General features: G+C 66.9%; 14 protein-coding genes. 8 read left to right on the top strand and 6 right to left on the bottom strand.

Going from position 1 to position 13561, the window contains the following annotated elements:
* Nucleotides 1-16: 16 nt before the first annotated feature.
* The gene (locus tag ACLMAL_RS13900; RefSeq protein ID WP_411999439.1) at nucleotides 17-673 is read right to left on the bottom strand and encodes an alpha/beta hydrolase; all 657 of its coding nucleotides are present in this window, start codon (nucleotides 671-673) and stop codon (nucleotides 17-19) included.
* A 186-nt stretch (nucleotides 674-859) separates the two neighbouring features.
* Here ACLMAL_RS13900 and ACLMAL_RS13895 point away from each other — a divergent pair, with 186 nt between their 5' ends.
* Nucleotides 860-1765, top strand: coding sequence for an SMP-30/gluconolactonase/LRE family protein (locus tag ACLMAL_RS13895; protein WP_411999438.1), 906 nt, complete (start codon nucleotides 860-862; stop codon nucleotides 1763-1765).
* A 31-nt stretch (nucleotides 1766-1796) separates the two neighbouring features.
* Here ACLMAL_RS13895 and ACLMAL_RS13890 read toward each other — a convergent pair whose 3' ends face one another.
* Nucleotides 1797-2285 (bottom strand): winged helix-turn-helix transcriptional regulator, encoded by a 489-nt coding sequence (locus ACLMAL_RS13890; RefSeq protein WP_411999437.1) that lies wholly within the window; start codon nucleotides 2283-2285, stop codon nucleotides 1797-1799.
* 52 nt (nucleotides 2286-2337) lie between these two features.
* Between ACLMAL_RS13890 and ACLMAL_RS13885 the strand changes: the two genes are divergently transcribed.
* Both ACLMAL_RS13885 and ACLMAL_RS13880 read left to right on the top strand, forming a co-directional pair.
* A complete protein-coding gene (locus tag ACLMAL_RS13885; RefSeq protein WP_411999436.1) occupies nucleotides 2338-3729 on the top strand; it encodes an MFS transporter in 1392 nt (463 codons plus the stop codon).
* Nucleotides 3726-3944, top strand: coding sequence for a hypothetical protein (locus tag ACLMAL_RS13880; RefSeq protein WP_411999435.1), 219 nt, complete (start codon nucleotides 3726-3728; stop codon nucleotides 3942-3944). The genes ACLMAL_RS13885 and ACLMAL_RS13880 overlap by 4 nt, the downstream gene beginning before the upstream one ends.
* Nucleotides 3945-4361: 417 nt before the next feature.
* Here ACLMAL_RS13880 and ACLMAL_RS13875 read toward each other — a convergent pair whose 3' ends face one another.
* Entirely contained in the window at nucleotides 4362-5420 is a 1059-nt protein-coding gene (locus tag ACLMAL_RS13875; RefSeq protein WP_411999434.1) for an alpha/beta fold hydrolase, read from the bottom strand.
* A 487-nt stretch (nucleotides 5421-5907) separates the two neighbouring features.
* A complete protein-coding gene (locus ACLMAL_RS13870) occupies nucleotides 5908-6870 on the bottom strand; it encodes a helix-turn-helix transcriptional regulator (protein WP_411999433.1) in 963 nt (320 codons plus the stop codon).
* A 97-nt stretch (nucleotides 6871-6967) separates the two neighbouring features.
* Here ACLMAL_RS13870 and ACLMAL_RS13865 point away from each other — a divergent pair, with 97 nt between their 5' ends.
* Nucleotides 6968-8119, top strand: coding sequence for an epoxide hydrolase family protein (locus ACLMAL_RS13865; RefSeq protein WP_411999432.1), 1152 nt, complete (start codon nucleotides 6968-6970; stop codon nucleotides 8117-8119).
* Nucleotides 8120-8226: 107 nt separating this feature from the next.
* Here ACLMAL_RS13865 and ACLMAL_RS13860 read toward each other — a convergent pair whose 3' ends face one another.
* Nucleotides 8227-8970: a hypothetical protein gene (locus ACLMAL_RS13860; RefSeq protein WP_411999431.1), complete on the bottom strand. Its 744-nt coding sequence runs from the start codon at nucleotides 8968-8970 to the stop codon at nucleotides 8227-8229.
* Between the two features lie 197 nt (nucleotides 8971-9167).
* Between ACLMAL_RS13860 and ACLMAL_RS13855 the strand changes: the two genes are divergently transcribed.
* Both ACLMAL_RS13855 and ACLMAL_RS13850 read left to right on the top strand, forming a co-directional pair.
* Nucleotides 9168-10340, top strand: a complete 1173-nt coding sequence (locus ACLMAL_RS13855; protein WP_411999430.1) for an acyl-CoA dehydrogenase family protein — start codon at nucleotides 9168-9170, stop codon at nucleotides 10338-10340.
* Nucleotides 10341-10349: 9 nt separating this feature from the next.
* Complete coding sequence (locus ACLMAL_RS13850) at nucleotides 10350-11477, top strand: acyl-CoA dehydrogenase family protein (RefSeq protein WP_411999429.1); 1128 nt, start codon at nucleotides 10350-10352, stop codon at nucleotides 11475-11477.
* Between the two features lie 54 nt (nucleotides 11478-11531).
* Here the strand turns inward: ACLMAL_RS13850 and ACLMAL_RS13845 are convergent, their stop codons facing one another.
* A complete protein-coding gene (locus tag ACLMAL_RS13845) occupies nucleotides 11532-11999 on the bottom strand; it encodes a hypothetical protein (RefSeq protein WP_411999428.1) in 468 nt (155 codons plus the stop codon).
* Nucleotides 12000-12372: 373 nt separating this feature from the next.
* Between ACLMAL_RS13845 and ACLMAL_RS13840 the strand changes: the two genes are divergently transcribed.
* Together ACLMAL_RS13840 and ACLMAL_RS13835 are read left to right on the top strand one after the other, a co-directional pair.
* Complete coding sequence (locus tag ACLMAL_RS13840) at nucleotides 12373-12585, top strand: hypothetical protein (RefSeq protein WP_411999427.1); 213 nt, start codon at nucleotides 12373-12375, stop codon at nucleotides 12583-12585.
* A gap of 83 nt (nucleotides 12586-12668) precedes the next feature.
* Nucleotides 12669-13502 carry a GNAT family N-acetyltransferase gene (locus ACLMAL_RS13835; protein ID WP_411999426.1) on the top strand — a complete coding sequence of 278 codons (834 nt, stop codon included), beginning with the start codon at nucleotides 12669-12671 and terminating at the stop codon, nucleotides 13500-13502.
* Nucleotides 13503-13561 lie beyond the last annotated feature (59 nt).

The following is a 13561-nucleotide window of genomic DNA, read 5'->3' as shown; positions in this document are numbered from 1 at the left end:
TTGTGCTGCGTTCAGCTCATCGGTGTCGTGCCAACCCCGCGACGACACCCTGCACCCATTCCGCGATGTCGGCAGCGACCCGCGCATGCACCGGTTCGTGCAGCAGATCGTGCCCGGCGTCGGCGTACTCGCGTAAATCTACCGATTCGTGGCGTCGAGTCCAGACCCTCATCGCATCGATCGGTGCGCGTCGATCCTCGACACCGTGCACTGCCAGCACCGGAAGGGAACCGGGCAACGGCGATCCCGGCGCACCGGGTGCGCCGCCGCCGAGTGCCCGCTTCGGCACCCCGGACAACACCAGCCCGCCCAGTGCGCTCGGCGGCAGGCTCGGAGTTCGCGGGTAATCCGCCTCCACCGCGTTCAGGTCGTCGGTTGCCGATGCCTGGTCGGGCACCGCCGCGCCCAGTGCGCCGAGCGCCGTGACGGCCCCGAGCGAGTGACCCATCAGGACCAGTGGCGTGCGGGGTAGCTCGGCCTGCACCAGCTCGATCAGCATGGTCGCGTCCGCCACCAGCTCGGCCAGGGTGCCTGGGTTGTTCGGGTCACCTTCGCTCAGCCCGTAGCCCGAGGTGTCCAGTGCCCATGCCTCGATCCCGGCGGCGCGCGCCGTCCGCGCAAAGCGGTGATAGTGCCCGCTGTGCTGTCCGATACCGGGCAGTAATACGATCACACCGGCTCTGTCGCCGTCATTGTCTAACGGCCACCGCCGATAGTGCATACGGCCACGAGCGCCGACGAAAAAGGGCATCCATAGATAGTGCCAAATTCTGTGCGAATCAGTCGACTTCATGACCGAATCCGTGCGGTGTCTAGACTGCTGGACGATCAGTGTTCGTATCGAGAGCCGAGGTGCCAGGTGCGTAGAATTCATCGTTGCTGGCCGATCGCCGCACTGGTTGCCGTTGCCTGCGGTGGGGTCGCAACCCCGTCCACTGCCGCCGCCGAGCCGATCGCCGCGTGCGCCCCCGCGCAGGCCGCGACCGCGGTGCCCGCAGGTGTTCCGATCCTCGACTGGTCGGAGAACGTGGGCTATGACGCGCAGGGCAATCTGTGGGTATCGCGCCTCTACCGCAATGAAGTCCAGCGCTACAACAGCTCGGGCGCGCTGACCGGGCGAGTTCCCGTCGAGTATCCGGGTGCGGTGCGTCTTGGTCCCGACGGACTGCTCTACGTCGTCTACGGCGATTCACCCACCAGCGTGTTGCGACCGGGCGGTGTCGTCCGCTTCGACCCCACCGCTGCCGACCCGAAGCCCGAGACGTTCGTTTCCGGTTTCACCATGCCCAACGGCGCTGCCTTCGATCAGGCGGGCAATCTCTATGTGGCCGCGACGTCCGGTGTGATCCGCATCGGCAGGGACGGCGTCGTCGATACCGAGTGGACCGCGCGGGCCACCACGGCCACTGCCAACGGCATCGTCGTTCGTGATCGCTCGCTCTATCTGACGTCGAACGGCAATCCACTCGGTCGTGTGCTGCGCATGTCCATCGACGATCCGTCCGACCGATCCGTCGTCGCCGACCTTTCCTCGACGCTGCCTGGCATTCCCGACTTCGCCGACGACCTGGTCGACCGGGACGGCATCCTGTACGTCACCACCATCTCCGGCCAACTGGTCCGTATCGACCCGGACACGAACGCCGCCTGCGCCGTGCTCACCGACCAGCCGATGACCTCGGTCGCGGCCGTGCCCGGTCACCTCGACGAACTGCTTGCCGGTACCGAGGGCGGCGCGATCCTGCGCATTCGGCTCTCGCGCTAGCCGCACGACAGCACTCGCCGCAGCGGCAAGGTCAGCCGATCGGTGTCCACGGTGGCGCGGGGCTGCTCGCGCCGGGGCCGGGACGGACCTCGATGTCGTGTGGGTGTAGCTCGTCACCGCAGCACTCGCACACCACTTTGGCGTGCGTCACTTTGCCGCAGGTGCCGTGCACCAGTTCGGTGGGGGCGCCGTTGATCAGGCCCGTGTGCTTCTCGCCCCAGGCGAGGATGGCAGCGATGACCGGATAGAGCTCCATTCCGGCTGTGGTGAGGCGGTATTCGTGCAGGGCGCGATGCGGGCCGGAGGCGTACTCGCGGCGTTCCATGATGCCGAAGGCGACCAGGCGATTGAGCCGTTCGGTCAGGATGTTTCGTGCGATACCGGTTTTGCGCTGATAGTCCTCGAAGGTGCGGGCCCGGAAATAGGCTGCGCGCAGGATCGCGATCACCCAGCGCTCACCAAGGACGGCTCCGGAGCGTTCGATCGCGCAATTACTTGCCAGCAGATCGTCGTGTTTCATCACCCCCAGCCTAGCCGTTGCAAAATGCAACGACGGCGCTTAGCGTCTACGCATGTTCCAAAGACGCGCGCTGGCGCTAGTGGCCATCTGCGGGAGCGCGTTCCTCGCCTTCCTCGACACCTCGATCGTCAACGTGAGCTTCCCCGACATAGCGGCCTCCTTCCCCGAGGCCAGCCGCGCGCAGTTGAGCTGGGTGCTGGACGCGTACTTCATCGCCATGGCCGCGTTGCTCGTTCCCGCGGGTGGGCTCGCCGATCGGCTCGGACACAAGCGTGTGCTGCTCTGGGGGATAGGCCTTTTTGTGATCACCTCGATCGCCTGTGCGTTGGCGCCGAACTGGCAGCTGCTCGTCGGCGCCCGCTCGCTGCAGGGCGTGGGTGCGGCCGTCATCGCGCCGGTCTCGTTGGCGTTGCTGTTACCCGAGTTCCCTTCGGAGCGACGAGCCGCGGCCGTCGGGATCTGGGGCGCGGCGGCGGCGCTCGCCGCGGGGGCCGGACCGCCGCTGGGTGGTCTGCTCATCGAGATCGCGGACTGGCGCTGGATCTTCCTGATCAACATTCCGGTCGGGCTGCTGATCCTGGCCGCGGGGCGATCCGCGCTTCGCGAAAGCAAGGACGACAACGCGACCGGCCTGCCCGACCTGCTCGGCGCGGTGCTGTCCGCGGCCGGACTCGGCCTGCTCGCGCTGGCGATCATCCAGGGCGACAGCTGGGGTTGGGGCAGCCTCGACACGGTGGCCTGCTTCGTCGTCGCGGCGGTGCTGATCGGCTGGCTGGTGCGCCGGTGCCTGGTTCACCCGCAACCGGTGGTCGACCCGGCGCTGATGCGGATCCCGAGCTTCGCGGTCGGAAACGTCGGCACCTTGTTGTTCGCACTCGCCTTCTTCTCGATGATCCTCGGCAACATCCTTTTCCTTACCGGCGTATGGCAATACAGCATTCTGAAGGCGGGTTTGGCCGTACTGCCCGGCCCATTGCTGACCACCGTCGTCGCCATCCCCGCGGGCCGCATCGCGGACCGTTTCGGCCACCGAGCGGTGATCGTCCCCGGCACCATCGTCTATGCCATCGGCCTACTCGTCCTCCGCGGCAGCGGCGCCGAGCCCGACTTCCTCGGCACCTGGCTCCCCGGCCAGTCGCTGGTCGGCATCGGTATCGGGCTGGCTTTCCCGGCCCTCGGCGCCGCCTCGGTAGCCAATGTCCCGGCCGACCGCTACGGCTCCGCCAGCGCGGTCGGCGCCGCCTTCCGTCAGTTCGGCGCAGTGCTCGGCACGGCCATTCTGATCGCCATCATCGGCTCGCCGACCACCTTGCAGGCCGCGCTGAACGCCTCGCACCGAGCCTTCCTGCTCGGCATCTCCGCCGCTCTCGCCGCGGGCGTCGTCGCGTTGGCGCTGCGCCCGACGCGGGTTCGGGAGTCTGCGCCGGTGCCGGTGTCGTCATGACCACAAGCGCCGAATCGCCTCCGCCGCAGGGCATCAGTGCTGCGGCTATCCGAGACACCTGGACCGCCGTGCGCTCGCTCGCGCCGTCCGGTCGACGTAGATTCGTGCTGGAACTGCAAGTGGCGGTGGCCAAGGCAATGGCGGAAGAACGATTCGGCGCCCTGCCGATTTCGCGATGGCGCCGCTTCGAGCATCGCGCGCTGGCAACCGAATGATCAGGCGGCCATAGCGTTTCGTATCCGACAACGGGTCGCAACCGGCCTCGGTTGTCGAACGCTAATGGCCCGGTAGGACAGCCTGCCCGCGTCATCCACTCCAGCGGCGAGGTCGAGGCCGCCGAAAACACCTGCGATGCAGCGCAACTGCCGGCCGCGACCCGGCCGGCCTCCAACTACGCTACCTGCAGGCGCTCGGGGAGCTGGGAGCCGAAGGCCGCTCCACGGTCGTCTTCCCGATGCCCGTCGACCTCGCAGAACCGCTCGAGCGCGTGCTGCGTTCCGAGACACTCGAATGAGTTGCGGCTTCGCAGGACGGCGGGCACCCGAAAAGTGAACGCCTGCACTCGCATTCGCGGGAATGCAGGGGCAGATCACCAGGTCACCCCGGCAGAATTCAGCCCACTGTTCGGGCTGCTACCGAGTGAACCGGGCGATGTCTTCAGCAACGCGCTCTGGTGCTTCGAAGGGGAACGCGTGACCGAGCCCGGGGTAGATCAGCAATTCCGAACCGTTGATGTAGTGGTGTAGCACGGTGGAGTTGGCAGCGGGTTCTTGTTCGTCGTTTTCGGCGCCCAGGATGAGGGTGGGCAGCTGCAGGGTGGGCAGGCTGCTGACGACGTTGGTGGTGGGGTTGATGAGCCAGTCGGTCATTGCGGCGCGTTGACGGTTGAGGCCGGTCAGGTTCATCCCGACCCTGTTGGGCCGCAGAGCTGTTCGTTGACGCCACGCACCTAGAGCGTCGGGGTGGCCGCTGAAGTACAGCGGAATGACCTGGTCGGCAGGCACAAGCGGGTCGAACGCCGGCCCACCCCGGACCAGACTGGGCAGATCGGGCAGCACCTGCTGTGATCCGCCGGGGCCGGTACCCATCAGGATCAGGGCGCCAACGGCATCGGGGTGGTCCACGGCCATACGTTGCGCGACGAATCCTCCGAGGGAGTAGCCCACGACGGTGGGGCGGTTCAGGTGGAGAGCTCGGATCAGGCCGGCAACCTGATCGGAGAGTTGTGGGACGGTCAAGATGGCCGAGGAGCTGGCCGGGGTCCGTCCCACGCCGTCGGAGTCGAAGATGACGACGCGGTTGGTCGTGGCCAGGCGGTCGAGCAGTGCCGGGTCCCAGTCGTCCATGCTGAATCCGAGGCACGGGGTCAATAGCAGGGTTGGTCCGTGTCCGAAGCTGCGGTAGGCGATCGCCAGCCCCGCGACGGTGACGACATGGGTGGGTGCTGTCAACGACGGTGACTGACCGACGTCGTCAGCTGTTGTCGATGCGATGTCGGTGGCGGGGACGGGCTGACCGGCCGTGGTGTCGGCGTTTGCGGCGCTGGGTGCGATCGACAGCATGCTGGTGGCCAGTGCCGCCATGACTGCCAGGGCGGGCGTCCGGCGTCGCGAGCCGGACCATCGACGGCCGGGCAACGGCCCTCTCACGGGCGTCGCTGGGGTTGGTTGCGGCAGGTGGAGAACGGACATGTGGGCTCCTTGTGGTTGTGGATGGACCGGGATCGAGGACTGTCGTGCGCTGGGTGCAGCTGGATCACTGGTATGCCAACCGGGTTTGGTGATCGGCGTCGTCGGCCGTGTCGTCCTGATCCAATGCCTCTTGGCTTGAATCGGACCGCCCCATAAGAGCGTCCCCGCCCGGGAAAGGATTCGGACCAAGCAGAAGTCCCACCCGGGATTGCCGACCTATCGCGCCTGTTGCGACCGATCCGCGACGAAATCCGCACACCCGTCCGCCGACCTGGTCGCCGAGAGTGTGGACGCCGGCTACCGGGAACTCGCCGCCCGGCTCGGCGACGACACCCCGCCTCGGTGGATGAGCACGGCAATTTGCACGTCGCGATCACACAATTGCGCGAGCCGAACCGTCACATGGCCACGAAGCGACGAGGCCGACCACCGGCGCGAGACCAGCAGCGGGTGTCGGATGACGACGACCGCCTAGCCGGGTCCACGATCACGCCGTGATGGCTGTGGTGATGCGAGTGCAGATAGTTCGCAGGTGCGCGACCAATGCGGGTGGCTCGTGCACCTGGAAGTCGACGCCGAGTCCGATCAGGCGGTGTGCCAACCACTCCGGCGAGTCGTCGCGGGTGGCCTCGAGCCGGCAGCAGTCGCGATCGATGGCGGCCAGGTCGCCCGGGGTATCGCCCAGTCGGCCTGCGACCTTTCCGACCGGCGCGTGGATTGTCACGCTGACGCGGTAAATGGGTGTGCCCCAATCGGTTCGGCGCCCGGCCACATATGCGGCGGGATCGGCGGCGGGAAGTTCGCGCGGGGCGTAGCGCGCGCCGGTGGCCTGGGGGCGTTCGATCCGGTCGAGGCGGAAGACGCGCCAATCGTCACGTTCCATGTCGTGAGCGACGAGGTACCAGCGTCGGCGGGCGGCGACGAGCCCGGCCGGTTCCACATGGCGACGGGTTTCGGAGCCTGCGCCGCTGCGGTAGGCGAAGCGCACTCGCTCCCTGTTGGTTACGGCCGAGGCCAGTGTCGTCAGCACGTCCGGGTCGACCGAGGGGCCGTCATCGTTCGGCAGTGTCATCGCGGCGCCGAGGACCCGAACTCGCCTGCGCAATTTCGCGGGGAGCACCTGCTCCACTTTGGCCAGCGCGCGCACCGACGCCTCCTCGATGCCCGCGACGGCGTATCCGGCGGCGGCGCGCAGTCCGACCGTGATGGCGACCGCTTCGTCGTCGTCTACCAGCAGCGGCGGCATTGCGGTGCCTGCGACCAGCCGGTAGCCGCCCAGCGCGCCCATCGTCGCTTCGACCGGGTAGCCGAGGTCGCGCAACCGTTCGATATCGCGGCGTACGGTGCGATCGGTGACGCCGAGGCGGTCGGCCAATTCGCTGCCCGGCCATTCGCGAGGAGTCTGCAGCAGCGAGAGCAGCCGCAGCATGCGAGCGGGGGTGTCGTTCATGGTTTTCAGGATTCCAGATAGCTAGGACACAGATTGTCCTAGATGGGTCCTACCGTTGATCACGAACCGAACGACCGACCCGTAAGGAGCCATCTTGATGGACATCGACCGCACCGCCATTCGCCCCTTCCGCATCGACATCCCGCAGGCGGATGTCGACGACCTGATCGAACGGCTTACGCGCACCCGCTGGTCGGCCCAGCTGCCCGGCGTGGGCCGGGAGCGCGGAGTCCCTGTCGACTACCTGAAGGAACTGGCCGAATACTGGCGCACCGGCTTCGACTGGCGGGCACAGGAAGCGGCGCTGAACGAGTTTCCGCAGTTTGTCACCGAAATCGATGGCCTCGACGTGCATTTCCTGCACGTGCGCTCGCCCGAACCGGGGGCGCTCCCGCTGATCCTCACCCACGGCTGGCCGAATTCGTTCGTGGAGTTCACGAAAACTATTGGGCTGCTGACCGATCCGCGCGCACACGACCTCGATCCTGCGCAAGCGTTCCACGTCGTGATCCCCTCGGTCCCTGGTTTCGCCTTCTCCGAAGCGCCGCGCGAGACGGGAATGACGGTGCGCCGGGTCGCCGAGATGTGGGTGACGCTGATGGACCGCCTCGGTTACCAGTGCTATGGCACGCAGGGCGGTGACCTCGGCGCCTATGTCGCGCCCGAAATGGCGATCGACGCGCCCCGTCGTGTGGTCGGGGTGCACATCGACGGCGGCATCGGGCTGCCGACCGAGGCCGACGTGCCGACCATGTCCATCGACGAACGCGCCGAGTGGGATCAGATGCAGCAGTGGATGTCCGGCGGTATCGACCACCATGTCCTCTTGCGCGCGGCCCCACAGACGTTCGCGCACGCCTGGACCGATTCCCCGGTCGGCCTGCTCGCCTGGCTCATGCAGAAGTTCGACGAATTCACCCCGCTGGCAGACCGGGCCGAAGACGTGATGGACCGCGACCATCTACTGACCAACATCAGCCTGTACTGGTTCACCAACACTGCGGGCACGTCGTCCTGGCCGATGTACAACGGTCTCGACGGCAACGGCGCATTCACCTGGCCCACCGGTCAGCAGCTGGTCCCCACCGGCGTCTACGGCGGCGGCTCCGCGCTCATGCGGCGACTTGCCGAGCGCGACAACATCATTGCGCACTGGCCGGAAGGCAACACCGGCAACCATTTCATCCCGATGGAACTTCCGGACATGCATGCCGCCGACGTCAGGACCTTCTTCGCGAAGCTGCGCTGAGGGCAATGAACTCGGGTGCGATCACCGCACGATCGCACCCGAATTTCTACGCGGGCAACGAGATCGGAGTCAGGCGGTTCGCTGATCGACCGCGCCGCCGGGCTCGATCAAGCCGGTGCGGGCGCCGCGGTGGGGAGCTGGGAGTTGGCGGGGGCAGGTTGCGCCGCGCCCGGCTGCGACGGCGTTTCGCCCGGGACGGCGGGCGCGGCCGGAGCGGGCGCCGGGGCGTTGGGGACAGTGAACAGCCCGACCGTCGGGGTCATCACGCAGTGCGCGAACGGGTAATCGATGATGCCCCACATCGAGGCCAGGACAGTGCCCGATCCGCTCGCCACGTTCTTCGACAGGCTCGGCAGGCCGTATTCGGTCCGGTCGTCGAGCATGTCGAGACCGCTGGCGCCGGTATTGATGTTGATCCAGGCCACTGTCAGTCCGGAGGCCAGTGGCGAACCCGAGTGCGCGGGCGTTGCGCTGAACCGCAGGGTGCCCGGGCTGGGGTTTGCGCCCTCGTTCGAGGTGGGCCCGTTGGCGGTGGCCGCGGCGATGATGGTGGTGATGGGGCCGTTGCTGCCACAGCCGAAGGTCGGCGCCGCGTACGCGAATGGAATGAACGTGCCTGCGACGTGCCGCAATTCGGCTACATCGACGAGCTTGGTGTACTGCTGCAGGGCGGCGACGCCCGCCTGCGTGGCCGTGTCGGTTCCCGCGGTGTCGGTGAGCTGGGCGAGGCCGATGTCGACCGGCGAGGGCGCGACCGGTTCGGCCGCTGCGGTCCCGGTGAGTGCCAGCACCGCACCGATACCGAGGGAGGTCATTGCCGCGGCCGCGCGTGCGATGGGTCTGCCGTTCACTCGTTACTCCTAGATACCGATCCCCAGGGTTCCCCTACCCACGCCCAGCAACGTACCAGCTCGTTGTTTCCGCCGCCGAGCTAGCCGGTCACGGTGTCCGGGCGAATGCGTGTCCTCCCGCTGTGACCCAGTCGGCAATGAGAGATTACCGGAGGGTAGGTTTGACTCGGACGTACGAGACACACCGGGAGATGTGTATGAAAATCAGTCTGTCCCCCGACGAGCTGGTCTTTCGCGATGAGCTGCGAAAGTTCTACCGGACCGAGATTCCCGAAGACATCCGTGAGCGCGTGAAATACGGCCACGAACTGTCCCGCGACGACATCGTCACAGCGCACAAAATCCTCAACGACCATGGTCTGGCCGTGCCGAACTGGCCGGTGGAGTGGGGCGGCAAGGACTGGACGCCGATGCAGCGCCACATCTGGCAGGACGAATTGCAGCTGGCCTCGGTGCCGGAGCCGCTGACGTTCAATGCCCAGATGGTCGGCCCGGTGATCGCGCAGTTCGGATCACAGGAGGTCAAGCAGCGCTTCCTGCCTGCGACCGCGGCACTGGACATCTGGTGGTGCCAGGGCTTCTCTGAGCCCGACGCGGGTTCGGACCTGGCCTCGCTGCGCACCACCGCGGTGCGCGACGGCGATTCCTACATCGTCAACGGCCAGAAGATCTGGACCACGCTCGCGCAGTACGCGGACTGGATCTTCTGCCTCGTGCGCACCGATCCGAACGCACCGAAGAAGCAGGCGGGCATTTCCTTCCTGCTGTTCGACGTGAAGAGCCCCGGTGTCACCATCCGCCCGATCAAGCTCATCGACGGCGGCTACGAGGTGAACGAGGTCTTCTTCGAGAACGTCCGGGTGCCCGCCGATCAGCTGGTCGGCGAGGAGAACATGGGCTGGACCTACGCCAAGTTCCTGCTCGGCAACGAGCGCACCGGTATCACCGGCGTCGGCCGCACCAAGGTCAAGATCGGTGTGGCGAAAGACTATGCGCGCCAGACCAAGTCGGGCTCGGGCACGCTGCTGGAGGACCCGGTCTTCGCGGCGCGGATCGCTGAGCTGGAGAACGAACTGCTCGCGTTGGAGATCACCCAGCTGCGCGTGGTCTCCAACTCTGTCGAGGGCAAGCCGAATCCGGCCTCGTCGGTGCTGAAGCTGCGCGGCTCCGAGCTGCAGCAGGCCGCCACCGAATTGCTGCTCGATATCGCGGGCCAGGACGCGGTGCCGGTCGACGCCGACGACATCGCCTCGCCCGGCTGGGCGCAGCGTAGCGGCCCCGGCTATCTGAACTACCGCAAGACAACCATCTACGGAGGTTCGAGCGAGGTGCAGCGCACCATCATCGCCTCCACGATCCTCGGATTGTGAGGCGACACCATGGATTTCGAACTCACCGATGAACAGGTCATGCTGCGCGACACCGTCCGCGATCTGCTGGCCCGCAACTACGATCCCGAATCCCGGCTGAAGATTACCGACACCGAACTCGGCTGGAGCCGCGATGTCTGGCGTCAGCTTGCCGAACTCGGCGTGCTCGGCCTGAGCTTCACCGAGGAGGACGGCGGCGTCGGTGCCGGACCGGTGGAGACCAACCTCGTGCTGGAGGAGGTCGGCCGTAGGCTCGCACCGGAGCCGATTCTGGACGCGGTGCTGGTGCCGGGTGGCTTGATCGCCAGGGTCGGCAGTGCTGAGCAACGGCAGCGGATCCTGCCCGAGGTGGTCGAAGGCAACAAGCTGCTCGCCTTCGCACATGCCGAGCCCGGGGTGCGCTGGCCGTCCGCCGAACTGGGCACGACTGCGACGGCGCAGGGCGATTCCTACGTGCTGACCGGCATCAAAAACCCGGTGCCGCACGGCGACTGCGCCGATGAGCTCGTGGTGAGTGCGGTGCTGCCCGGTGGCGGTGTTGGTCTGTTCCTGGTCGGTCTCGACGCCGCCGGCGTGGTGCGCAAGTCCTACCGGACGGTGGACGGCCAGCGTGGCGCACAGATCGAGTTCGACAAGGCGCCCGCGGAATTGCTCGGTGACAACCTCGACGCCGCGTCGGCGATCGAGTCGACCACCGTGCACGCCCAGGCCGGGCTGTGTGCGGAGTCCGTCGGCGCGATGGCGGAGGCACTGCGGCTGACCGCCGAATATCTGCGTACGCGTAAGCAGTTCGGTGTCACGCTGTCGAAGTTCCAGACCCTGACCCAACGGGCGGCGAACATGTACGTCTCGCTCGAGCTCGCGCGCAGCATGAGTCTCTACGCGACGGCATCGCTGGCGGACGGCGGCAACGACCCGGTGGTCGCGTCGCGGGCCCGGTTGCAGGTCGGTCGGGCCGCCCGGCACGTCGGTCAGGAAGCGATCCAGATGCACGGCGGCATCGGTGTCACCGCGGAATACCCTGTCGGCCACTACGTGGCCCGGCTCACCGCCATCGAGCGCACGCTCGGCGGCGGTTTCGAGCACCTGCGGGTGCTGACCGCGGGAGTCGGCGACTACGACCTGGCCGAGCTCTAAAACCGGATGGCGGTGCGTGGGTTGTGAGCTCACGCACCGTCGCGGGGGATCGGATTACTCGCCGCCGCCGGATGGCTCGGCGGCCGGTGTCGTGGCCAGCGGCGGCGTCGGTTCGACGGACGGCGTAGTCGGTGGCGGCGTGGTCACCGGTTCGGGGGCCTCGGTAGCGACGACCGGCGGTGGTGGCGGCAGCGGACTGGTGTCGGCCCGCAACGTCGTCGTCCCGGACGGCCGGGTGGTCGATTCCCCCGGCGCCGCCGTCGGCGGCACGGTGAAGGCCACATCCCTACGCGGTGCGTTGGGGGCGACCTTCCAGGTGGGCGAGGGCGGAATGAAGACCTTCGGCACCGTCACGCTGGAGCCTTCCCGCATCGGTGCGGCGTCGGCGGCAGACTTGATCGGCGGTGGTGCGACATAGGTGTCGTGTTTGCCGACACCGCAGGCGCCGATCAGGACGAGTCCGAGGGAGACCGCGCCCGCGGCGATCGCCGGACCGGCGATCTTGGTCCTGCTGCTCTCCATCGGTGACACTCCTCGTGCGTATCGAGTCGGGCTCACACTAATCGAGGCCGGGCGGCCCGGCCACAGGTGAGAAATTCGCTGGTGATGCGCCGAACATGCGCATCATAAACATCCGTAATTCAGATATCGAATTGATCTACATTGCGTGTCGCGGGCACGTGTCGCGAATGAACCACGTTCCGTGGCCTAGCGTGTGATCAAAGTTACGCGTGAGACGCCTGTATCCAGATGAGAGACGCGCGGTGCGATTTTGCGCGACAGCAACACTCTGATCGGCGTCATCGAGGAGTAGATGATGGGAGCTTACTCGACAACTCCGCTGCATGCCTCGTCCGCAGCCGCTGAACCAGCGGCCCCGGCAACGGCGCAGCATATGGTGTCGAACCAGCCAGTGCACACCCTGTCCACGATTCTGTCGCGGATATCGGGCTGGCTGATTTTCGTCGGCGGAATCGTCGGGGCCGTCCTCGGCATTGCCGGCTTACATGTCGAAATCACGGTTGCCGGACTGATTCTGGCGTGCACAGCGGGTCTGGTCCTGCTCAAGCTCCGCGCCGAAGGTGCGCGAGTGGGCGAAACCGGCTGAAACACTGACACTTCGGTATGTGTATTTTGTGCGCTCGCGAGAATTACGAGCGCACAGCGCATTCGGGGCTCTAGCCTGATCCGATGCGGATCGAGATCACCACGGACCCCGCGGAGTTCCGATCGCGGACCGAGACGTTCCTGCGCCGTGACCCCTTGCGGCACACAGTGATCACCACCGGTACCGCCAACTCCGCCGGTGGCCTCGACGGCTCGAACGAGCCGTCGCGTTTCCTCTCGGCGCGCGCCGAGGACGGCACAGTGCTCGGTGTGGCGATGCGCAGCGCGGGTCGCGACCTGTACCTCGGTGAGCTCGCCGACAGCTGCGTGGACGCCGTCGCCGAGGCGCTTGCCGAGATCGCTCCCGACGCAGGCGGAGTGGAGGGGGCCATCGAGACCGCCACCCGGTTCGGCGACCGCTGGAGTGCGATGCGCGGCGGCGGGTATCGGCATGCTTACACCATGCGTCTGTATCGGCTCCGCACACTCCGGTTCCCCGAGGCTGCCGGTTCGCCGCGCCGCGCGGTCGAATCCGACATCGATCTGTGCCTCGCTTGGTCGGAGGCGATGCGGGTCGAGTCGGGCATGGGCCCACAGGGGTGGACCGCCACGCTCGTGGGCAAGCGGATTGCGGCGGGGCGGTGGTGGCTGTGGGAACACGAGGGCAGGCCGGTCTCGTTGGCGGCCCATCAGGCGCCCGTGTACGGCTGGTCCCGCATCGGTCCCGTCTACACGCCGCCCGCCGATCGTGGCCACGGTTACGCCGGCATTCTGACTGCTCATGTGGCGCACACGCTGCGCACCGAGGGCGTCGACGTCTGCCTGTTCGCCGATATCGACAACCCCACCCCGAACAAGATCTATCGGGCCATCGGTTTCGAGTCGGCCGGTGAATTCGTGCACTACGCATTCACCTGATAGCGACTGCGCACTAGTCCCCAATCCTGGGGAACCCTATTGTCATCGGGTTAACTCGA

Origin of the sequence: Nocardia sp. CWNU-33 (assembly GCF_046764895.1) — a bacterium.
GTDB lineage: Bacteria > Actinomycetota > Actinomycetes > Mycobacteriales > Mycobacteriaceae > Nocardia.
This window is presented reverse-complemented; position numbering and strand designations above follow the sequence as displayed.